Raw genomic sequence first — 20,081 nt, 5'->3', positions numbered from 1 at the left:
CCCTAACACTTAGCACTCATCGTTTACGGCGTGGACTACCAGGGTATCTAATCCTGTTCGCTCCCCACGCTTTCGCTCCTCAGCGTCAGTTACAGACCAGAGAGTCGCCTTCGCCACTGGTGTTCCTCCACATCTCTACGCATTTCACCGCTACACGTGGAATTCCACTCTCCTCTTCTGCACTCAAGTTCCCCAGTTTCCAATGACCCTCCCCGGTTGAGCCGGGGGCTTTCACATCAGACTTAAGAAACCGCCTGCGAGCCCTTTACGCCCAATAATTCCGGACAACGCTTGCCACCTACGTATTACCGCGGCTGCTGGCACGTAGTTAGCCGTGGCTTTCTGGTTAGGTACCGTCAAGGTGCCGCCCTATTTGAACGGCACTTGTTCTTCCCTAACAACAGAGCTTTACGATCCGAAAACCTTCATCACTCACGCGGCGTTGCTCCGTCAGACTTTCGTCCATTGCGGAAGATTCCCTACTGCTGCCTCCCGTAGGAGTCTGGGCCGTGTCTCAGTCCCAGTGTGGCCGATCACCCTCTCAGGTCGGCTACGCATCGTCGCCTTGGTGAGCCGTTACCTCACCAACTAGCTAATGCGCCGCGGGTCCATCTGTAAGTGGTAGCCGAAGCCACCTTTTATGTCTGAACCATGCGGTTCAAACAACCATCCGGTATTAGCCCCGGTTTCCCGGAGTTATCCCAGTCTTACAGGCAGGTTACCCACGTGTTACTCACCCGTCCGCCGCTAACATCAGGGAGCAAGCTCCCATCTGTCCGCTCGACTTGCATGTATTAGGCACGCCGCCAGCGTTCGTCCTGAGCCAGGATCAAACTCTCCGATAAAGTAGTTTGACTGACTACGCACATCGCTGTGCGATTTATTTAAAACTTTGAATTAACAGGTACGTTTTGTCTTGTTTAGTTTTCAAAGATCATTACCGCTTGTTGAAGCAGCTTTATTATCTTACCACTCAGCTTCTTTTATGTCAACAACTTTTTTTAAGTTGTTTCCGAAGCTTTTTGTTGTTGTCTGCTGTTCATCAGCGACGTTTAATAATATACCATGCATTCTTTAAATTTAGCAAGTGTTTTTTTCATTTTTTTTGAAACGTATTTCGTTATATTCATCTCCGCCGCGGCATACGATGTAATCAAGCATGGACAAGATAAGGAGGCGTCATCAGTGAATCACTTCTACGTGTGGCACATCAGAAGGATAAAACAGCTGCTTATTATTATCATTGCCGCATTTGCAGCAGCCAGCTTTTTTTATATACAGAGAGCCGTCCCCCTTCCTGTATTTTTAACTGATAGCGGCCCGAAGGCGATCTCTAAAGGGGAGACGAAAGCGGGCGAAGTCGCATTAACATTCGATATCAGCTGGGGCGACGAAAAAGCGGTTCCGATTCTGAACGCGCTAAAAGCAAACGGCATTAAAAACGCCACTTTTTTTCTGTCAGCTTCTTGGGCGGAACGGCACCCGGACACAGTTGAACGTATGGTAAAAGACGGACATCAAATCGGCAGCATGGGATATGCGGATAAGAATTATACCAACCTAGAGGACAATGAAATAAAAAAAGATATCCTCCGGGCCCAGACCGCATTTAAAAAGCTGGGTGTGAAGAATGTTCATTTACTCCGCCCGCCGACCGGACAATTTAATAAAAAGGTTCTTACCATTGCACAGCAGTACCACTATTCAGTGGTTCATTACAGCGTTAACTCGCAGGATTGGACAAATCCCGGCCCTGATAAAATCATTGAAAATGTAAACAGTCATATAAAAGGCGGCGACATTGTCCTGCTGCACGCCTCTGATTCAGCAACACAGACTGAAGAAGCGCTCCCCGCCATTATTCACAATTTAAAGCAAAAAGGACTGAAAAACGTGACTGTCGGCGACCTGATCGCAAATACTGACGTCAAGTCATCAGAAGTGAAATAACTACCTCTGGGCAAACTTCGGCAGCATTAGCAGCTGAAACGCATTGCAGCCCATCAGCGGAATCAGCATCAAATAAAGCCAGTCCTCATTATTCACTCGTAGCGCGGGAACCCATTCAAGCGCTGTAATAACGACCATTAAAAATAATGATGAAACGAACGTATTTTTTGAGGACTGCTTTTGTTTTATATATGCCGTCAACAGGCCGACGGCAAGCAGAGCCAGCGGCAGCCAGACAAACCCCGCAATCGAGTCATCCCGCTCTCCGAAAAACAAAAATCTGACGTACATTAAATCAAAAGCGACAAACAGAATGATAAACAGCTGAAGCAGATTCCAAAGCGAGCTTGATCTGAGAATTTCAAGGGCAAACCGGTGCACCGTCAAAAAAACGAAGAATCCCATCTGGCTGATCACACTGAAAATCATGCCTACCCCGATAAACCAGATCAGAACGGAGAAAATCTGACCGGCATCAAAATTCAGGAAGAACCCCTTGTACTCCCCCCACTTCAGAGCAAATCCCACGACGCTTGTAATAAGAGCGCCCACAGCTAAAATCGAAAAGAAAAATCGAACAAGCCCGCGGCTTTTCATCTCTTATTCATCCCCCTGACAATCGCGTTCAGCGATATTTTGTTATGTATAAATCCATTCCGATGAATCATATTAAAAATAAGTACAAGTAAGGAAGGAGCTTATGCATGTCAAAAGCCAAAACGCTATTGATAAGCTGTTTTATTGTATTATCTGTAACAGCTTGTGCTCCAAAAGACCAAGCAGCGGATATGGATTATGACCAGACTAAAAAAATGGTTGTTGATATATTAAAGACCGATGATGGAAAAAAAGCAATTAAGGAAATATTAAATGATGATGCGATGAATGAGGCATTGGTGATTGATCAAAATGCCATTAAAGGCACAATAGAGAAAACCCTCACCTCTAAAAAAGGGGCGGAGTTCTGGAAAACCATCTTTGAAGACTCAAAGTTCGCCGAGAGCTTTGCAAAAACTCTTCAGCCCGAGCATGAAAAAATCATAAAAAAACTGATGAAGGACCCTGATTATCAGAAAAGTTTTATGCAGATCATGCAGGACCCCGGCATGGATAAAAAATACTATGAGCTGGTGAAAAGCCAAAAGTTCCGCAGTTACTTAGAAGATGTAATTACAGAGACACTTTCCAGCCCGCTTTTCAAAAAGCAATTCGAGGATGAATTGAAAAAAGCGGCTTCAAGCTCTGAAAAAGAAAGCCAATAAAAGGCCGGGCCGTGTTGATCCCGGCCCCTTTTTTATTCAGCTGTTTTTTCAATGACTTTCTGGGCGATCCCCATATAAATTTCCCCGATCGGATGACTTCTGTCATAGACAGAAGGCGCAAACTGGTCCTTGTCCCAATCAGGCTGTTTTAAAGGAATTCTGCCAAGCAGCGGCACCTGCAATTCCTCTGCAAGCTTATCTCCCCCGCCTTGACCGAACACATATTCTCTCTCGCCGGTTTTTGCACTTTCATAGTAAGCCATATTTTCAATGACCCCTACAACTTCATGATCGGTCTTAATCGCCATAGAACCCGCTCTCGCCGCTACAAATGCGGCTGTAGGGTGCGGCGTTGATACGATAATCTCTTTGCAGCTCGGAAGCATTGTGTGTACATCGAGCGCCACATCACCCGTGCCGGGCGGCAGATCAAGAACGATATAGTCAACCTCTCCCCAGTCAACTTCATGGAAGAAGTTATTCAGCATCTTGCCCAGCATCGGCCCTCTCCACACAACCGGAGCGTTTTCTTCGACGAAAAAGCCCATCGACATAACCTTTACTCCAAATCTTTCGACAGGAAGCAGTTTTTCTCCTTCTACTGTCGGGCGAACTGTAATACCCATCATGTCGGGCACGCTGAATCCGTATATATCCGCGTCGATCAAGCCGACTTTTTTTCCGAGCCGCGCAAGAGAAATGGCCAGGTTGACGGAAACCGTTGATTTGCCGACACCGCCTTTTCCGCTTGCCACCGCAAGAAAGACCGGCGGGTGTTTCCTATTCAGCAGGGTTTCGCTTTCAGCAGCCGGCCGGCTGAATTTCGCCAATGTTTCTTCCGGCAGCTCTTCAAACCGCAGTCCGACAGTTTCCGCACCCGCTTCTTTCAAAACGGATACGATTTCCTGCTGAATACCCATCTGTTCAGCCGTCCCCGTTTTTGCCAATGCAATTTTTACACTGACATGCCGTTTTTCCGGCTTGATCTTTACTTCTTTAATGGCATCCAATTCTCCCAGCGGTCTATGAAGAAAAGGTTCGCGCATGTTTCCGACTATATTTCTTACTTCATCTTCTCTTATCATCGAACCCTCACCCTTTGTGTATTCGTTTACAAATGGTATTATACCATATATTAAACATAGAATCGGCGAAAAACCCTCCTTACTCGGGAGGGTCTCCTTTCTCTGTGAAGTATCTCAATACGCCCTTATACACGGAAGAAGCGATTTTGTCCTGATATTTGGGCTGTCCGAGCCTTTTCGCTTCCGCGGGATTGGACAGAAATCCGATTTCCACCAGCGCGCCCGGTTTGGTTACATTCTGCATTAAGTAAATGCCGTGTATCCGTTTCGCCTTTCTCGTTGTATTCTCCAAATTGATTCTCAATTCGTCCTGTATATATTTTGCCACTTTTTCATTTTCTTCGTATTTTCCATAGTAGAAGCTTTGGGCGCCGCTCCATCTCGGTGACGGTATGGCGTTCAGATGAATGCTGATATAAAGCTCCGCCTCTGAACGGTTGATGATTTCCACGCGCTTTCTCAGATCTTCCGCTTTGCGTCTGCTGTAGCCTTTCGTCCCTTCAGGAGCTAAATCAGTATCCGTCTCCCGCGTCATAATGACCAAAGCTCCCTGCTCCTGCAAATAGTCTCTTACCCTGGAGGCCACTTCGAGAGTAATGTCCTTTTCAAGGTGACTGCCTCCCGTGGCGCCTCCGTCCGGCCCGCCGTGTCCCGGATCGAGATAGATGATTTTTCCGCTCAGCGGCAGACTCCACGGCCGCCAGGAATCATCATTATGGAATTGAAACCGGAATAAACACAATAATATGATAAAGCCAAGTAAAAAACCGAGCCATTTCAGCTTTTTTGCCATACCTTTCCCTCCCGCTTGTCCCCGTTATTAATAAGTATGGGACAAGGGAAGAAATTATGATTACCTCATGCGGAGCTTACATTGTTTTTCTCTTTGCAGAAATCCTTCCGTCCACCAGCTGTTGATAAACCGGCAGGACGCTTCATAGATTTCTTTTTGTTCAACGGAAGAATATTGCTCATGCGTCCAATTGCAAAGATATTCAAAAAAATCGGCCGTCAGTTCTTCCTCTTCTTCAGCCGAACGGGCGTTTGCCCTCTGCAAAGACTCACCATAATAGCCAAAGACGCCGAACCGGCCGCCTAATAAATACGCTTCAATTGCAAAATCTATGCATCCTTCACTCAGAATGCCGTTTTCGTCTTGAAGAAAGGGAAACAAAGGGGTAAGACATGCTTTTACGGACTGAATGATCTGCGTCAGTGACAGCTCCTTTAGTAAACTCTTCTCAAGCTCAAAATCCTTCTGCCTTTTCACGTCTGAAAAAGATAATACTTCTGCCATTGCCAGCCACGCTCCTTTTTACTGTTATTTTGAAAGGAAAAGGGAAAAAGCATGCTTTGTTGATAGTGGAAATCCTCCCAAATGAAGGAGTTTTATGTTAACTGGAAGAAGAAAGAGCTGAGGTGACGTTATGAAAAAGCTGTTTCAATACAATTGGACGGTGCGTGACGAGTGGTTTATGATATGTGAAAAGCTGAGCCGGGAGGAACTGACGAAAACCCGGACGGGCGGAATGGAGAGCATCTTGCGGACTTTATTTCATATCATTGATGTCGAGATCAGCTGGGCTCGTGCCATTTTAGGTAAAGGTGATGTTTTACCTGCTGAGTCTGACTATACGAGCATTCAGGATCTCAGAAAGCTGTCTGAACAGTATCGGGAGGATGTCATTCATGCGGTCTCCCGCAAAGGGCCGGATCTTGTTAAGCCGGACTGGATGGACCAAACCTTTCCTAAAGAAGATATTCTCCGCCACATCCTTGCGCATGAGATTCACCATATGGGACAACTGTCAGTTTGGGCCAGAGAAATTGGAATAGAACCGGTTTCGGCTAATGTGATCAGCCGTCCGCAGGAAAAAGCCGCAAAAAAACAGCACCTCTGACGGGATGCCGTTTTTATATTTTAATGCTTCTTGTTACGGAGTATGTATTAATGTATTCATCCAGCACGAGGCCGCCTTTGTCTTCGTAAAAACCGGCAACCATAAAGCCTGCGTCAATCTGGCCTTTAATTTGATCCTCCAGCGTATGGCCGAATTCAAGCGCTTCATGATTATCAATAAGTTCCTTTACCTTTTTCTTACTCAGATCTTTTTCATCCGAAAACGGAATGGAATACTTTACTTTTAGTACGCCTTCCTGCTCTAAATCCATATCAAATAAGAACACGACGGGATTTACAAAACCGGAGACTAAAGACCCGCCTTTTTTCAATACGCGATGAGCTTCTTTCCATACAGGAAGAACCGTATCAACAAAGCAATTCGATACCGGGTGCACGATAAAAACAAATGACTCATCATCAAAACAGCTCAGATCATTCATGCTGCCTTTGACAGTCCGAAGCGTAAGATCGTCCCGCTCGGCAACCATTTTGTCTTGCGCAAGCTGTTTTTCCGAATTGTCAAAGATGGTGACATCCGCTCCTGCAGCAGCCAGGACCGGGCCTTGCTGTCCTCCTCCTGAAGCGAGACAAAGAACCTTCAGACCGTCTATGGGCGGAAACCAATCCGCCGGCACATCTTTTCCGGGGGTCATCCTGATGCTCCAATTGCCTTTTTTCGCTTCACCAATCGTATGAGAATCAACCGCAACCGTCCATTCATTGCCTGTTTCGACTTTTTTATCCCATGCCTTGCTGTTATGTATGACTAACTTATTCATTATAACTGCGCTCCTTATTGGTAATGAATAGAGTATAACAAACAATTCTAGAAAAACATCGGATAACCTCTTGAATATGAGAAAAAAATACAAAAAAACCACAACCAAGAAGTTGTGGTTTTTGCAATCCAAAACGATTAACGTTTTGAGAACTGAGGTGCACGACGAGCGCCTTTAAGGCCGTATTTTTTACGTTCTTTCATACGAGCGTCACGAGTCAGAAGACCAGCACGTTTAAGTGTTGCACGGTATTCTGGATCTGCTTCAAGCAAAGCACGAGCGATACCATGACGGATTGCTCCAGCTTGACCAGATAAGCCGCCTCCATGTACGTTTACTAAAACATCATAAGTACCAGCTGTTTCAGTTAAAGTTAATGGTTGTTTGATATCTTCGATTAGAGCCGGAGATGGAATGTGCTCGCTGATTTCACGATTATTAACGACGATACGACCTTCTCCTGGAACTAAGCGCACACGCGCTACAGAACTTTTACGACGGCCAGTACCGTAATATTGAACCTGTGCCAAATTGGTAACCTCCTTTTTAATTAACCGCGAAGTTCGTAAACTTCAGGTTTTTGTGCTTCATGTGGATGCTCAGAACCACGGTATACGTTCAATTTTTTGAACATTTGACGACCTAGAGAACCTTTTGGAAGCATGCCTTTGATAGCAAGCTCAAGCATTTTCTCAGGGTAGTTTGTACGCATTTCAAGAGCTGTTCTTGATTTTAATCCGCCTGGATGTTGAGTGTGACGGTAGTAGATTTTATCAGTTAACTTTTTACCAGTTAACTCGATTTTTTCAGCGTTGATGATGATCACATGATCTCCAGTATCAACGTGCGGTGTGTAAGTCGGTTTGTGTTTCCCGCGAAGGATAGATGCAACTTCTGTAGAAAGACGTCCTAGAGTCTTGCCAGCAGCATCAACAACTAACCACTTGCGTTCAATAGTACTTGCGTTAGCCATAGGTGTTGTACGCATTGAATTTCCCTCCTAAATGATCTGTCATTTTCAATAATCTACGATTACGTTCTATTTCACAACACAATAAGTTCCGGGGCTTATCGTGGGGTTGAAATACATACCATATGATATCTTATAACTTTATGCAGACTCTGTCAAGAAAATGTTACACCTGGTTTAGTTGTCATAGCAAACGCTCCATAAATACAGCCCGTGCCCCGGTGCGGTGCGCCCCGCGGCTTCGCGATCTTTCGCTTCGAGCATTGCTTTTACATCATCGGGAGAAAATTTTCCAGCTCCTGTATCCAATAACGTTCCGGCAATGATTCTGACCATATTATAGAGAAAACCGTTTCCGGTGATCCGCATCTGCAGGCCGTCCCCGGTCTCAGTCCAATCCAGCTCGTAAATCGTTCTGACCTTATCCTGAACCGCGGTATCAGCCGCGCAAAAGCTTGTGAAATCATGTGTCCCGATGAGGTGCCTTGAAGCTTCCCTCATTTTCTGCACATTAAGCTGATATGCAAAATGGTAAGCGTAATGTCGTTTAAATACGTCCGGGTGTTTCTCCGTATATACAATGTAGCGATATTCCTTTTGGACCGCGCTAAATCGTGCATGGAACCCATCATCCGCAATCTCTGCTGTTTTGACGGCAATATCATCAGGCAGCAGGGCATTGAGCGCAAACGGCCATTTCTCAGCCGGGATGGACAGCGGCGTATCAAAATGAATGACCTGTCCGGCAGCATGAACATCGCTGTCCGTGCGGCCGGATGAGTAAACAGGCACTCTGCCGTCCGTTTTATGGATGACGGCCAGCGCTTTTTCCAATTCACTTTGAACGGTCCGCTTTCCAGGCTGAACCTGATATCCGTTAAATAAATGCCCGTCATAAGCAATGGTACATTTCACTCTCATTCAGCAGCACCTCTAACTTCTTAAGAAAAACAATAACACGGCTAATACGATGATGAGCAGAATAGCTCCGGTATCCTTTCCGGTCCAGACGAGCTTTCTGTATTTCGTTCTCCCCTCACCGCCCTGGTAGCCTCTCGCCTCCATAGCGACCGCGAGCTCTTCCGCGCGTTTAAAGGCGCTGACAAACAGCGGGACAAGCAGCGGAACAACCGCTTTGATTCTGTCTTTCACCGGACCGCTTGTAAAGTCCGCACCCCTTGCCATTTGCGCCTTCATGATTTTATCTGTCTCTTCCATCAATGTCGGGATAAATCGCAACGATATCGACATCATCAATGCGAGTTCGTGTACGGGCAGCTTCACCTTTTTAAAAGGATTCAGGAGCTGCTCCATTCCATCCGTTATTTCAATCGGCGTTGTTGTCAGCGTCAGCAGCGTCGTCATAAAGATAAGGTAAACGAAACGGAGGGAGATAAAAATCCCCTGTATAAGTCCGCCCTCATACACTTTAAACCAGCCAAGCTGAAAAATGACAGATCCTTCATGTGTCATGAAAATGTGTAATAAAAAGGTAAACGCCACAATCCAGATAATCGGCTTAAGCCCCTTCAGCAAAAAGCTGAACGGCACGCGTGTTAAGGCAATCACCCCGAATGTAAACAAACCGAGCAAAGCGTACGTCTGTACGTTGTTTGCTAAAAAAACGATACATACAAAAAGAAAGATGCTGACAAGTTTTGTTCGCGGGTCCAATCGGTGAATAAGCGATGATCCGGGAACATACTTTCCGATAATCATGCTGTCCATCATTGGTCCTTTTCCTCCTGAAAGAAAGCCTTAATTTCACTGGCGGCATCCTGCAGGGTCAGCATGGGTTTCTCATACTTGACTCCGAGAGCCTTCTCAAGCCGTCTCTGAAACTTTACCGATTCAGGAAGATCCAGTCCCATTTCGGCCATCTCTTCACCTTTTACAAACAAGTCACGCGGACTCCCCGTCGCTTTAATGGTTCCTTTGTGCATGACGATCATTTCGTCAGCATAGCGGGCGGCGTCCTCCATGCTGTGGGTGACGAGAATGGTAGTCAGGTTTCCCCGCTGATGAAGCGCATAGAACATGTCCATAATGTCCTGGCGCCCTCTCGGATCAAGACCGGCCGTCGGTTCATCCAAAACCAGCACTTCCGGCTCCATCGCGAGAACGCCGGCAATCGCCACTCTGCGCATCTGGCCGCCGCTGAGCTCAAACGGTGAACGATCCAAAATGTCTTCCGGAAGGCCCACAAGCCCCAGCATTTCTTTTGCTTTCCGTTCAGCGTCTTCTCTCTTTACACCGAAATTCATCGGTCCGAATGCGATGTCCTTCAGCACAGTCTCTTCAAACAGCTGATGTTCGGGAAATTGGAAAACGATTCCGACTTTTTTTCGCAAAGTCTTAAGGTCTTTATTCTTTTTACCGGCTGCCAGAATCGTGCTCCCGAGTTCAAGCTGTCCTTTAGTCGGTTTCAGCAAACCGTTTAAATGCTGCAGGAGCGTCGATTTGCCCGACCCTGTATGCCCGATGACGGCAACGTAGCTGCCCTCTTTTATCACGGCATTGATATCATACAGAGCCAACCGTTCAAACGGTGTTTTCATTTGATAGCGGTGTTCTACATCTTTGATTTTAATGTCCACAGCTCATTCACCAGCCCTTCCTGAGTCAGATGGTTTTTCGTTAAAGCCAGTCCGCTTTCTTTCAAAAGCAGACTGAGCTGGAATGAGAAAGGCAAATCAAGACCGATGCGAACCAAGTCTTCGTTTAATTTAAAAATCTCTTCAGGCGTGCCCTCTGCATATTTCCTGCCGCCGTTCATCACAATGATCCTGTCCGCCCTTGCGGCTTCTTCCAGGTCATGTGTTATCGAAATGACGGTGGCCATGCCCTGATCTTTTAAGCGTCTGACAGTATCAAGGACTTCTTCTCTCCCAATCGGGTCAAGCATGGATGTCGCTTCATCCAAAATCATAATATCAGGACGCGCGGCAATAATTCCCGCGATCGCCACTCTTTGTTTTTGACCTCCGGAAAGATGGTGCGGCTCTTGATCAAGAAAATCCTGCATATTGACTTGTGTGACAGCCCAATCTACTCTCTCAATCATTTCTTCGCGCGGAACACCATTGTTTTCTAAACCAAAAGCCACATCATCGCGAACAGTCGTTCCGACAAATTGGTTATCGGGATTCTGAAAGACCATCCCTATTTTTTTTCGCACATCCCACACGGTATCCTCAGTCAGCTTGATGCCGCCGACTTCAATTTCTCCGGCCTCAGGCAAAATCAGCCCGTTCAGCGCTCTGGCCAAAGTCGACTTCCCTGAACCGTTGTGGCCTACGATAGCAAGCCATTCTCCTTCGTATACCTCCAGACTCACACCGTCCAGCGCCGGTCTTTCTGCATCTTTGCGGTATCGGAATAGAATGTCTTTTACGGATATAAGCTGTTTTTGATCCACGGGCGCCTGACCTCCTCTCAGCTATAGCTCTGCTTTTCTGTCTCATGATAAAAAGTTCTGATATCTAAAAAAAGGGCATAGATCCAGTTAGAAACTGTCCCGCCCTTCTTTAGATACACAAAAATATGTGATTAAACCAATTCGATGATTGCCATTGGTGCACCGTCACCACGGCGAGGACCAAGCTTCATAATACGTGTGTATCCGCCTTGGCGCTCCTCGTAACGAGTTGCAATGTCAGAGAATAATTTTTGAAGTGCATCTTGGTTATTTTCTTCATTAGCAACCTCGTTGCGAATGTATGCAGCAGCTTGACGACGAGCATGCAAGTCACCGCGCTTACCAAGAGTGATCATCTTTTCAACAACAGAGCGAAGTTCTTTCGCACGTGTTTCAGTTGTTTCAATTCTTTCGTTGATGATCAAATCTGTTGTAAGATCACGAAGCATAGCTTTACGCTGTGAACTCGTACGTCCTAGTTTTCTGTATGACATGTGATGTCCCCTCCTTTAATGGAATGCTGTTTCTAAATAAAAAACACACGAAAATCCTAGTTCACATGGAAACTAGATCAATCGTCTTTGCGAAGGCCGAGTCCAAGTTCTTCTAGTTTCGCTTTCACTTCTTCAAGCGATTTGCGTCCCAGGTTGCGAACTTTCATCATATCTTCTTCCGTCTTGTTCGCAAGTTCTTGAACCGTGTTAATGCCCGCACGCTTCAAGCAGTTGTAAGAACGGACAGAAAGGTCAAGTTCCTCAATCGTCATTTCAAGAACTTTTTCTTTTTGGTCCTCTTCTTTTTCAACCATGATTTCAGCATGCTGAGCTTCGTCAGTTAAACCGACGAATATATTAAGGTGTTCAGTTAAAATCTTTGAACCGAGAGCAATTGCTTCCTTCGGTCCAGTGCTTCCGTCAGTCCAAACATCAAGTGTAAGTTTGTCATAGTTTGCAACCTGGCCTACACGAGTGTTTTCTACCTGATAAGATAAACGAGAAACTGGCGTAAAGATTGAATCGATCGGAATCACGCCGATAGGCTGATCGTCTCTTTTGTTCGAATCAGCAGGTGTATACCCACGTCCTCTTTGTGCAGTAAGGCGAACTCGGAAACTCGCATTCTCACCAAGAGTCGCGATATGAAGATCCGGATTAAGGATTTCAACATCGCTGTCGTGTGTAATATCAGCTGCTGTGACAGTTCCTTCGCCCTGTACATCAATTTCAAGCGTCTTCTCTTCATCAGAGTAGATTTTCAATGCAAGCTTTTTAATGTGCAAGATTATCGTTGTAACATCTTCCACAACGCCTTCGATTGTCGAGAATTCGTGCAGTACACCATCTATCTGGATCGATGTTACAGCGGCACCAGGGAGTGAGGATAAGAGGATACGACGTAAGGAGTTACCCAGAGTTGTACCATATCCACGCTCAAGCGGCTCTACGACAAACTTACCAAATTTGGCATCGTCGCTGATTTCAACCGTTTCGATTTTTGGTTTTTCAATCTCGATCATTACTTAAAACCCTCCTTCAAAACGTCGAAACCTCGAATAGAATCATATGAGATTCCATCCGAAATTCCCCATTGTTTAGTCCCGTATGTGCTCAGGCAACGAGTCGGTGCATTCGTTTCATAAATAACTGTATCATAACCCATTATTGACAGGGACACAAAATCTATACAAACAAATTACACGCGGCGACGTTTTGGTGGACGGCATCCATTATGAGGAACAGGAGTTACGTCTCTGATAGCTGTAACTTCAAGTCCGGCAGCTTGTAAAGCACGGATTGCAGCTTCACGGCCAGAACCTGGTCCTTTAACAGTTACTTCAAGAGTTTTAAGTCCGTGTTCGATTGAACCTTTAGCAGCTGTTTCAGCAGCCATTTGCGCAGCAAAAGGAGTAGATTTACGAGAACCTCTGAATCCTAGAGCTCCGGCACTAGACCAAGAAAGAGCATTACCATGAGTATCAGTGATCGTAACGATCGTGTTGTTGAAAGTTGAACGAATATGAGCGATTCCTGACTCAATATTCTTTTTCACGCGACGTTTACGCGTGTTTTGTTTACGAGCAGCAGCCATTGTTTAGGTACCTCCCTTACTTATTTTTTCTTGTTAGCTACAGTACGACGCGGACCTTTACGAGTACGCGCATTGTTTTTAGAGTTTTGTCCGCGAACAGGCAAACCTCTGCGATGGCGGATTCCGCGGTAGCTTCCGATTTCGATCAGACGCTTGATGTTAAGAGAAACTTCACGGCGAAGGTCACCTTCTACTTTCAGTTTGTCAATAACATCACGGATTTTACCAAGTTCTTCTTCAGTAAGATCACGCACACGAGTATCTTCAGAAACACCAGCCTCTTTCAAGACTTGCTGAGCCGTTGTGCGGCCAATTCCGAAGACATATGTTAAAGAAATAACAACACGTTTGTCACGTGGGATATCTACACCAGCAATACGAGCCATTCTCTGGGCACCTCCTTATTAATTATCCTTGTTTTTGTTTATGCTTTGGATTTTCACAGATCACCATTACTTTTCCTTTTCTGCGAATAACTTTACATTTCTCGCAGATTGGTTTAACTGATGGTCTCACTTTCATGTGTTTCCAACCTCCTTCAGTTTCCGGAGTGCTTTATTTGTAACGGTACGTAATCCTGCCACGAGTTAAGTCATATGGAGATAATTCTACCGTAACTTTGTCTCCAGGTAAAATGCGAATGAAGTGCATGCGGATTTTACCAGATACGTGAGCCAAAACCGTATGGCCATTTTCGAGTTCAACTTTGAACATCGCGTTTGGCAGAGTTTCGACTATCGTACCTTCCACTTCAATTACATCGTCTTTCGCCATTCAAGTGTTCTCCCTTCTTCAAATCAGTAACTTGCTCTCTGACAAATTTCAAAAGAGAAAATCTCAGTTATCCGTTTGTCACACGCCCTGTTTCGTTTATACTGTTCTGAACTTCCGGAGATACGCAATCATAAAGGGTGAATGATTGATATTCTTTTTCTAAGGAGAATGAAATGTACGCTTTTCTCCGTCTGCTTTAGTACATGATGATGAATCGTCATTCCGATAACAGCAGCTAGCCGGTTTTTCCTCCGACCAATTGTAAACCTACAATCTGCCCAGGTGCGGAATGAAAAACATGTGTCATGGAATTCATTTCATCATCTAGACTTTTGTCAGTATATCAAAACCCGTTTCCGTAATCGCAATCGTATGTTCAAAATGAGCACACTTTTTCCCATCTACCGTTACAACCGTCCAGTTATCAGCCAATGTTTTCACATATCGGCTGCCAGCGTTAACCATCGGTTCTATAGCGAGAACCATACCAGGCTTCAGCCTAGGTCCTTTGTTTGGCGGACCGTAATGAGGAATTTGCGGATCCTCATGCAAGTCTTGACCAACACCATGTCCGACATACTCCCTAACAACTGAAAACTGCTCATTTTCGACATACGTTTGTATTGCGTGGGAAATATTCGACAAACGTTCACCTGGTTTTGCTTCCTTCAAGCCTTTATATAAAGACTCCTCTGTCACTTCCAGCAGTCGTTTATCATCATCACTGATGTTTCCTACCGGATATGTCCAAGCAGAGTCACCATGATAACCATTTAATTTAGCACCGATATCAATGCTGATAATGTCACCGTCACGCAAAACCCTTTTACCGGGAATTCCGTGAACGAGTTCTTCATTAACTGATACACAAATGCTCCCGCGAAACCCATTATACCCCTTAAAAGATGGGATTGCACCCTGCTTCTCAATAAAACGTTCGGCAATTTGATCCAATTCTTTTGTCGAGATTCCTGGTTTAATGTGCTTTTTCATCTCTTCATGAGTCAAAGCCACGATTCGCCCTGCTTCCCGCATGATGCCAAGCTCACGAGGGGTCTTACAGATAATCATTTGCTCAATCCTCCAAGAAGCTCTTTCACATCTTTGTACACGTCGTTAATGTCCTGCTGGCCATTGACGTTGACAAGATACCCTTTCTCAGAATAAAAATCGAGTAAAGGCTGAGTCTGCTTCATGTTGACCTCAAGCCGTTTTGAGACGGTTTCCTCATTATCATCTGCCCGTTGATAAAGGTCTCCTCCGTCTTTATCACAAACACCCGGCGTTTTCGGCGGATTGAAAACCAAATGATAGGTTGTGCCGCAAACACTGCAAATTCTGCGTCCAGTCAAACGTTCCATTAAAGAGTCTTTGTCTACTTTAATGTTAATGACATAATCAATCGGCTTGCCGTATTCCTCAAGAATGTTTTCAAGAGCTTCAGCCTGAGCGACTGTTCGCGGAAATCCGTCCAGAAGAAAACCTCTTTCACAATCATCTTTGCCGAGTCTTTCTTTGACAATGCCGATTGTGACTTCGTCCGGTACGAGCTCGCCTTTATCAATATAAGACTTTGCTTCGAGTCCGAGTGGTGTTTCTTCTTTCATAGCAGCACGGAACATATCTCCCGTTGAGATATGAGGTATCCCATAATCCTCAACAATTCGTTCTCCCTGTGTGCCTTTACCGGCTCCAGGAAGTCCCATTAAGACTAAGTTCATTCGGATTTCCCCCGTCCTCTCTTATTTAGAGGAATGGTTAAAACCAGTCCTCTAATTTTTCATAAATCCTCGGTAATTACGTTTCACTAACTGGCTCTCCAGCTGCTTCATTGTCTCCAAGGCTACCCCGACGACAATTAACAATGATGTTCCGCCAATCTGTGCACTTTGAGGCAATCCAGCGAATTGAATGAAAAAGATAGGAAGAATGGAAATCACGGCTAAGAATATAGAACCCACAAACGTAAGTCGATACAAAATGCTCGTAATTCTATCTTGAGTCATTTTCCCTGGACGAACCCCCGGGATATAGCCACCCTGTTTTTTAAGGTTATCAGCCATTTGTTCAGGGTTTACCTGCACAAAAGCATAGAAGTACGTAAAGGCGATAATTAATGCGACATAAACCGCCATGCCCACCGGATGTGTATTGTCAAAGTTGGCTTGAATCCACTTTGTCACATCGTTTTCTCCGAAAAATGACGCGATAGTACGCGGCGTAATAAGAAACGCAACCGCAAAGATTACCGGAATAACCCCTGCCGGATTCACTTTAAGCGGAAGGTGAGTTGACTGGCCTCCGCCAACAGGTGAACGACCTTGCCCTTTTGCATATTGAATCGCGATTTTGCGTACGGCCTGCTGAATGAAAATAACACCAACAATAACGGCCAAAATCGCAATCACCAGTAAGGCGATTTTTACAATATGAATAAACAGCTGATCGCTGCTGCCGACAAATTGAGTCTCATAAATCTGCCCAACAGTTTTCGGAATACTAGCCACAATCCCCGCGAAGATGATGATCGAAATTCCGTTACCTACTCCATTGGAAGTAATTTGTTCTCCCAGCCACATTAAAAAAGCAGTTCCTCCAGTGAGTACTAAAGCAATAATCAGATATGTCGATATGCCGGATTTTTCAATCAGCATACCGTTTGCCAGGTTGTTAAACCCGTAAGACATACCTAATGCCTGGATAAAACCAAGCACAATCGTAAAATATCTCGTGAACTGAGCTAATTTACGGCGGCCGACTTCACCTTGCTTAGACCACTCGGTAAACTTCGGCACAACATCCATCTGAAGCAGCTGGATGATGATTGAAGCAGTGATGTAAGGCGTAATTCCCATCGCAAAAATGGAGAACTGATAAAGCGCACCGCCGCCAAATGTATTAAGGAGATCAAAAACCCCCATCGAACTTTGTGTCTGCAACGCCTGAGCATTTACATATGGCACAGGGATAAACGCACCTATGCGAAAGACGATAAGCATGAGTAATGTAAAAATGATTTTATTCCGAATATCACTCACACGCATAAAGTTGGAGATTGTCTTAAACAAGTTAGATCACCTCAGCTGTACCGCCAGCAGCTTCAACAGCTTCTTTCGCAGAAGCAGAGAATTTATTGGCTTTTACAGTTAATTTTTTCTCTAATTTACCGTTGCCAAGAATCTTTACTCCTGCATTAAGTTTGCTAATAACACCAGTCTCAAGAAGAAGTTCAGGAGTGACTTCCGTTCCTTCCGCAAAACCGTTCAATTTGTCTACGTTCACAATAGCGTAATCCTTACGGTTGATGTTTGTAAAACCGCGTTTAGGAAGACGTTGGAATAAAGGCATTTGTCCCCCCTCGAATCCAGGGCGTACACCGCCGCCAGAACGAGCGTTTTGACCTTTGTGACCTTTACCAGCTGTTTTACCGTTACCAGAACCAATACCACGACCTACGCGATTGCGTACTTTACGTGAACCTTCTGAAGGCTTTAATTCATGAAGTTTCATTAGGACACCTCCTTAGCCTATAATTTATTTTTATTGTTCTTTAACAGAAACTAGATGAGATACTTTATTAATCATACCGCGGATCGCAGCGTTATCTTCATGAACGACAGTTTGGTTTGTTTTCTTTAAACCAAGTGTTCTTACAGTAACGCGCTGATCTTCCGGGCGACCGATTACACTGCGTTTGAGGGTAATTTCTAATTTAGCCATTAATGTTCCCTCCTTATCCTAACAGTTCTTCTACAGATTTTCCACGAAGCTTCGCAACCTCTTCGGCACGTTTAAGCTCACTTAAACCTTGAAGTGTTGCACGGATCATGTTGATCGGTGTGTTAGAACCTAAAGACTTAGAAAGGATATCAGCAACGCCAGCAAGCTCAAGTACCGCACGTACAGGGCCTCCAGCGATAACTCCAGTACCTTCAGAAGCAGGTTTCAACAAGATATTGCCTGCACCGAAACGTCCGATGATTTCGTGTGGAATCGTAGTTCCAACCATTGGTACTTCAATCAAATTCTTTTTCGCATCTTCAACAGCTTTGCGGATTGCTTCAGGTACTTCTTGTGCTTTACCAGTACCGAAACCTACGTGACCGTTTTTGTCACCGACAACGACTAGAGCTGCGAAACGGAAACGACGACCACCTTTAACAACTTTCGCTACGCGGTTAACCGTAACTAAGCGTTCTTCTAACTCTAATTTGCTTGGGTCAATACGACGCATAATCATGTGTCCCTCCTTTTTTTATTAAAATTTCAGTCCGGCTTCACGAGCTGCATCGGCCAGAGCTTTTACACGTCCATGGTATAAGTATCCACCGCGGTCAAATACTACGTCAGAAACACCTTTCTCAGAAGCGCGTTTCGCAACGAGTTCACCGACTTTAGCAGCAGCAGCGCTGTCACCAGTGCTTTCCACGTTCAAATCTTTATCGAGAGTAGAGGCACTAGCAAGTGTAACGCCATTTACATCATCGATGATTTGAGCATAAATGTGTTTGTTTGAACGGAACACATTCAGACGAGGTCTTTCAGCTGTGCCTGAAAGTTTAGCACGAACACGGGCATGTCTTTTTTGACGAGCAGCATTTTTGCTAGTTTTCGTAATCATCCTTAGGTCACTCCTTTCTTCACTTTAAGCGGTCTTACTTAGCAGATTTACCTTCTTTACGGCGAACAACTTCACCTTCGTAGCGAATTCCTTTACCTTTGTAAGGCTCTGGAGAACGTACAGCGCGGATGTTAGCAGCGATAGCTCCTACACGCTCTTTGTCTGTACCTTTTACAACTACTTTAGTTTGAGAAGGAACTTCGATTTCGATGCCCTCTTCAGGAACGATCTCAACAGGGTGAGAGTATCCAACGTTTAAAACAAGTTTGTTTCCGGATTTAGCCGCACGATAACCGACACCGACTAATTCCAAACCTCTTTCAAATCCTTTAGATACGCCTTCAACCATGTTTCCAAGCAGACTGCGAGTCGTACCATGCAGCGCACGGTGCTCTTTGTGATCAGAAGGACGAGTAACTGTAAGCACGTTGTCCTCAATTTTGATTTCCATATCAGGATGGAAAGTACGAGTTAATTCTCCTTTTGGTCCTTTTACAGCTACAGTGTTGCCTTCGTTCAGCGTTACTGTAACTCCAGAAGGGATCTCAAGCAGTTTTTTTCCTACACGAGACATACTAAAACACCTCCATTCTTGTTAAACTTCTTACCAAACGTATGCTAGAACTTCTCCACCAGCTTGTTTTGCACGGGCTTCTTTGTCCGTTAAAACACCTTGTGATGTAGAAATAATCGCGATTCCAAGACCGTTAAGTACGCGAGGTACTTCATTTGATTTAGCGTATACACGCAAACCTGGTTTGCTGATTCTTTTAAGACCAGTGATAACGCGCTCGTTGTTTTGTCCGTATTTCAAGAAAACGCGGATGATACCTTGTTTGCTGTCTTCTACGAACTCAACGTCACGAATGAAACCTTCACGCTTTAAAATGTCAGCAATTTCTCTTTTCAATTTAGAAGCAGGAATTTCAAGCTTCTCATGACGTACCATGTTTGCATTGCGAATACGAGTCAGCATATCTGCAATTGGATCTGTCATAACCATTATATAATTACCTCCTTCCCATTCTTGGGGATTACCAGCTGGCTTTTTTCACGCCAGGAATTTGTCCTTTATATGCAAGCTCACGGAAACAAATACGGCAAAGTTTAAATTTACGAATGACTGAGTGCGGACGTCCGCAGCGTTCACAGCGAGTGTACTCTTGCACTTTAAACTTTGGTGTACGTTGTTGTTTCGCAATCATTGACTTTTTAGCCACGATTTCGCCTC

General features: G+C 45.0%; 30 protein-coding genes, 1 rRNA gene and 1 pseudogene (1 of these 32 running past the window's edge). 3 read left to right on the top strand and 29 right to left on the bottom strand.

Features of this window, described 5'->3' with window-relative positions; genetic code table 11:
• Nucleotides 1-845: ribosomal RNA gene (locus NYE38_RS00950) — 16S ribosomal RNA — on the bottom strand (it extends 705 nt beyond the left edge of the window).
• A gap of 340 nt (nt 846-1,185) precedes the next feature.
• Here NYE38_RS00950 and pdaB point away from each other — a divergent pair.
• Nucleotides 1,186-1,950 carry a polysaccharide deacetylase family sporulation protein PdaB gene (pdaB, locus tag NYE38_RS00945; RefSeq protein ID WP_340801487.1) on the top strand — a complete coding sequence of 255 codons (765 nt, stop codon included), beginning with the start codon at nt 1,186-1,188 and terminating at the stop codon, nt 1,948-1,950.
• On the opposite strand, the gene kbaA is transcribed toward pdaB, so the two are convergent.
• Complete coding sequence (gene kbaA / locus NYE38_RS00940; protein WP_014416761.1) at nt 1,951-2,547, bottom strand: KinB-signaling pathway activation protein; 597 nt, start codon at nt 2,545-2,547, stop codon at nt 1,951-1,953.
• Nucleotides 2,548-2,654: 107 nt separating this feature from the next.
• Between kbaA and gerD the strand changes: the two genes are divergently transcribed.
• Nucleotides 2,655-3,212, top strand: coding sequence for a spore germination lipoprotein GerD (gene gerD, locus NYE38_RS00935; RefSeq protein ID WP_014304224.1), 558 nt, complete (start codon nt 2,655-2,657; stop codon nt 3,210-3,212).
• A 32-nt stretch (nt 3,213-3,244) separates the two neighbouring features.
• Here the strand turns inward: gerD and NYE38_RS00930 are convergent, their stop codons facing one another.
• From NYE38_RS00930 to NYE38_RS00920, 3 genes are all read right to left on the bottom strand, one after another.
• The gene (locus NYE38_RS00930) at nt 3,245-4,297 is read right to left on the bottom strand and encodes an Mrp/NBP35 family ATP-binding protein (RefSeq protein WP_007410418.1); all 1,053 of its coding nucleotides are present in this window, start codon (nt 4,295-4,297) and stop codon (nt 3,245-3,247) included.
• Between the two features lie 79 nt (nt 4,298-4,376).
• Nucleotides 4,377-5,090, bottom strand: a complete 714-nt coding sequence (gene cwlD, locus NYE38_RS00925) for an N-acetylmuramoyl-L-alanine amidase CwlD (protein WP_014416759.1) — start codon at nt 5,088-5,090, stop codon at nt 4,377-4,379.
• Nucleotides 5,091-5,150: 60 nt separating this feature from the next.
• Entirely contained in the window at nt 5,151-5,594 is a 444-nt protein-coding gene (locus NYE38_RS00920; RefSeq protein WP_061861089.1) for a DUF2521 family protein, read from the bottom strand.
• A gap of 130 nt (nt 5,595-5,724) precedes the next feature.
• On the opposite strand from NYE38_RS00920, the gene NYE38_RS00915 reads away from it, so the two are divergent.
• On the top strand, nt 5,725-6,198 hold the full coding sequence (locus NYE38_RS00915; RefSeq protein ID WP_257989086.1) for a DinB family protein: 474 nt from the start codon (nt 5,725-5,727) through the stop codon (nt 6,196-6,198).
• A 13-nt stretch (nt 6,199-6,211) separates the two neighbouring features.
• Here the strand turns inward: NYE38_RS00915 and NYE38_RS00910 are convergent, their stop codons facing one another.
• From NYE38_RS00910 to rpsN, 24 genes and pseudogenes are all read right to left on the bottom strand, one after another.
• Nucleotides 6,212-6,979 carry a class I SAM-dependent methyltransferase gene (locus tag NYE38_RS00910; RefSeq protein WP_017419476.1) on the bottom strand — a complete coding sequence of 256 codons (768 nt, stop codon included), beginning with the start codon at nt 6,977-6,979 and terminating at the stop codon, nt 6,212-6,214.
• 137 nt (nt 6,980-7,116) lie between these two features.
• Nucleotides 7,117-7,509, bottom strand: coding sequence for a 30S ribosomal protein S9 (rpsI, locus tag NYE38_RS00905; RefSeq protein ID WP_003225846.1), 393 nt, complete (start codon nt 7,507-7,509; stop codon nt 7,117-7,119).
• 20 nt (nt 7,510-7,529) lie between these two features.
• The gene (gene rplM, locus NYE38_RS00900; RefSeq protein ID WP_003225844.1) at nt 7,530-7,967 is read right to left on the bottom strand and encodes a 50S ribosomal protein L13; all 438 of its coding nucleotides are present in this window, start codon (nt 7,965-7,967) and stop codon (nt 7,530-7,532) included.
• Nucleotides 7,968-8,126: 159 nt separating this feature from the next.
• On the bottom strand, nt 8,127-8,870 hold the full coding sequence (truA, locus tag NYE38_RS00895) for a tRNA pseudouridine(38-40) synthase TruA (RefSeq protein ID WP_017419475.1): 744 nt from the start codon (nt 8,868-8,870) through the stop codon (nt 8,127-8,129).
• Nucleotides 8,871-8,882: 12 nt separating this feature from the next.
• On the bottom strand, nt 8,883-9,680 hold the full coding sequence (locus NYE38_RS00890) for an energy-coupling factor transporter transmembrane protein EcfT (protein WP_014304219.1): 798 nt from the start codon (nt 9,678-9,680) through the stop codon (nt 8,883-8,885).
• A complete protein-coding gene (locus NYE38_RS00885; RefSeq protein ID WP_017419474.1) occupies nt 9,677-10,546 on the bottom strand; it encodes an energy-coupling factor ABC transporter ATP-binding protein in 870 nt (289 codons plus the stop codon). The genes NYE38_RS00890 and NYE38_RS00885 overlap by 4 nt, the downstream gene beginning before the upstream one ends.
• Nucleotides 10,522-11,367 (bottom strand): energy-coupling factor ABC transporter ATP-binding protein, encoded by an 846-nt coding sequence (locus NYE38_RS00880; protein WP_007615256.1) that lies wholly within the window; start codon nt 11,365-11,367, stop codon nt 10,522-10,524. The genes NYE38_RS00885 and NYE38_RS00880 overlap by 25 nt, the downstream gene beginning before the upstream one ends.
• Nucleotides 11,368-11,498: 131 nt before the next feature.
• Nucleotides 11,499-11,861, bottom strand: coding sequence for a 50S ribosomal protein L17 (gene rplQ, locus NYE38_RS00875; RefSeq protein ID WP_003156550.1), 363 nt, complete (start codon nt 11,859-11,861; stop codon nt 11,499-11,501).
• Nucleotides 11,862-11,938: 77 nt separating this feature from the next.
• On the bottom strand, nt 11,939-12,883 hold the full coding sequence (locus NYE38_RS00870; protein WP_003156549.1) for a DNA-directed RNA polymerase subunit alpha: 945 nt from the start codon (nt 12,881-12,883) through the stop codon (nt 11,939-11,941).
• A 176-nt stretch (nt 12,884-13,059) separates the two neighbouring features.
• Nucleotides 13,060-13,455 (bottom strand): 30S ribosomal protein S11, encoded by a 396-nt coding sequence (gene rpsK, locus NYE38_RS00865; RefSeq protein WP_007410409.1) that lies wholly within the window; start codon nt 13,453-13,455, stop codon nt 13,060-13,062.
• 20 nt (nt 13,456-13,475) lie between these two features.
• Nucleotides 13,476-13,841 (bottom strand): 30S ribosomal protein S13, encoded by a 366-nt coding sequence (gene rpsM, locus NYE38_RS00860; RefSeq protein WP_003156545.1) that lies wholly within the window; start codon nt 13,839-13,841, stop codon nt 13,476-13,478.
• A 22-nt stretch (nt 13,842-13,863) separates the two neighbouring features.
• Nucleotides 13,864-13,977, bottom strand: coding sequence for a 50S ribosomal protein L36 (rpmJ, locus tag NYE38_RS00855; protein ID WP_003156543.1), 114 nt, complete (start codon nt 13,975-13,977; stop codon nt 13,864-13,866).
• Nucleotides 13,978-14,010: 33 nt separating this feature from the next.
• Nucleotides 14,011-14,229: a translation initiation factor IF-1 gene (gene infA, locus NYE38_RS00850; RefSeq protein WP_003156508.1), complete on the bottom strand. Its 219-nt coding sequence runs from the start codon at nt 14,227-14,229 to the stop codon at nt 14,011-14,013.
• Nucleotides 14,207-14,489 (bottom strand): annotated as a pseudogene (locus NYE38_RS00845) (RNA-binding protein). The gene infA and the pseudogene NYE38_RS00845 overlap by 23 nt, the downstream one beginning before the upstream one ends.
• A gap of 64 nt (nt 14,490-14,553) precedes the next feature.
• Nucleotides 14,554-15,300, bottom strand: coding sequence for a type I methionyl aminopeptidase (gene map, locus NYE38_RS00840; RefSeq protein WP_007410408.1), 747 nt, complete (start codon nt 15,298-15,300; stop codon nt 14,554-14,556).
• Nucleotides 15,297-15,950: an adenylate kinase gene (locus NYE38_RS00835; RefSeq protein WP_007410407.1), complete on the bottom strand. Its 654-nt coding sequence runs from the start codon at nt 15,948-15,950 to the stop codon at nt 15,297-15,299. Before NYE38_RS00835 ends, map begins: the two co-directional genes overlap by 4 nt.
• Before the next feature lie 51 nt (nt 15,951-16,001).
• Complete coding sequence (secY, locus tag NYE38_RS00830) at nt 16,002-17,297, bottom strand: preprotein translocase subunit SecY (RefSeq protein ID WP_007410406.1); 1,296 nt, start codon at nt 17,295-17,297, stop codon at nt 16,002-16,004.
• A gap of 1 nt (nt 17,298) precedes the next feature.
• Nucleotides 17,299-17,739: a 50S ribosomal protein L15 gene (gene rplO / locus NYE38_RS00825; RefSeq protein ID WP_007410405.1), complete on the bottom strand. Its 441-nt coding sequence runs from the start codon at nt 17,737-17,739 to the stop codon at nt 17,299-17,301.
• A 30-nt stretch (nt 17,740-17,769) separates the two neighbouring features.
• Nucleotides 17,770-17,949: a 50S ribosomal protein L30 gene (rpmD, locus tag NYE38_RS00820; protein WP_003156497.1), complete on the bottom strand. Its 180-nt coding sequence runs from the start codon at nt 17,947-17,949 to the stop codon at nt 17,770-17,772.
• A gap of 13 nt (nt 17,950-17,962) precedes the next feature.
• Nucleotides 17,963-18,463, bottom strand: a complete 501-nt coding sequence (gene rpsE / locus NYE38_RS00815; RefSeq protein ID WP_003156493.1) for a 30S ribosomal protein S5 — start codon at nt 18,461-18,463, stop codon at nt 17,963-17,965.
• 24 nt (nt 18,464-18,487) lie between these two features.
• Nucleotides 18,488-18,850, bottom strand: a complete 363-nt coding sequence (rplR, locus tag NYE38_RS00810) for a 50S ribosomal protein L18 (RefSeq protein WP_003156492.1) — start codon at nt 18,848-18,850, stop codon at nt 18,488-18,490.
• Nucleotides 18,851-18,884: 34 nt separating this feature from the next.
• Nucleotides 18,885-19,424, bottom strand: a complete 540-nt coding sequence (rplF, locus tag NYE38_RS00805) for a 50S ribosomal protein L6 (RefSeq protein ID WP_003156490.1) — start codon at nt 19,422-19,424, stop codon at nt 18,885-18,887.
• A 30-nt stretch (nt 19,425-19,454) separates the two neighbouring features.
• Nucleotides 19,455-19,853 (bottom strand): 30S ribosomal protein S8, encoded by a 399-nt coding sequence (gene rpsH, locus NYE38_RS00800; RefSeq protein ID WP_003156489.1) that lies wholly within the window; start codon nt 19,851-19,853, stop codon nt 19,455-19,457.
• Nucleotides 19,854-19,884: 31 nt separating this feature from the next.
• Nucleotides 19,885-20,070 carry a 30S ribosomal protein S14 gene (gene rpsN, locus NYE38_RS00795; protein ID WP_003156488.1) on the bottom strand — a complete coding sequence of 62 codons (186 nt, stop codon included), beginning with the start codon at nt 20,068-20,070 and terminating at the stop codon, nt 19,885-19,887.
• Nucleotides 20,071-20,081 lie beyond the last annotated feature (11 nt).

This window comes from Bacillus sp. EU63, from assembly GCF_038592915.1.
Taxonomy (GTDB): domain Bacteria; phylum Bacillota; class Bacilli; order Bacillales; family Bacillaceae; genus Bacillus; species Bacillus velezensis.
This window is presented reverse-complemented; position numbering and strand designations above follow the sequence as displayed.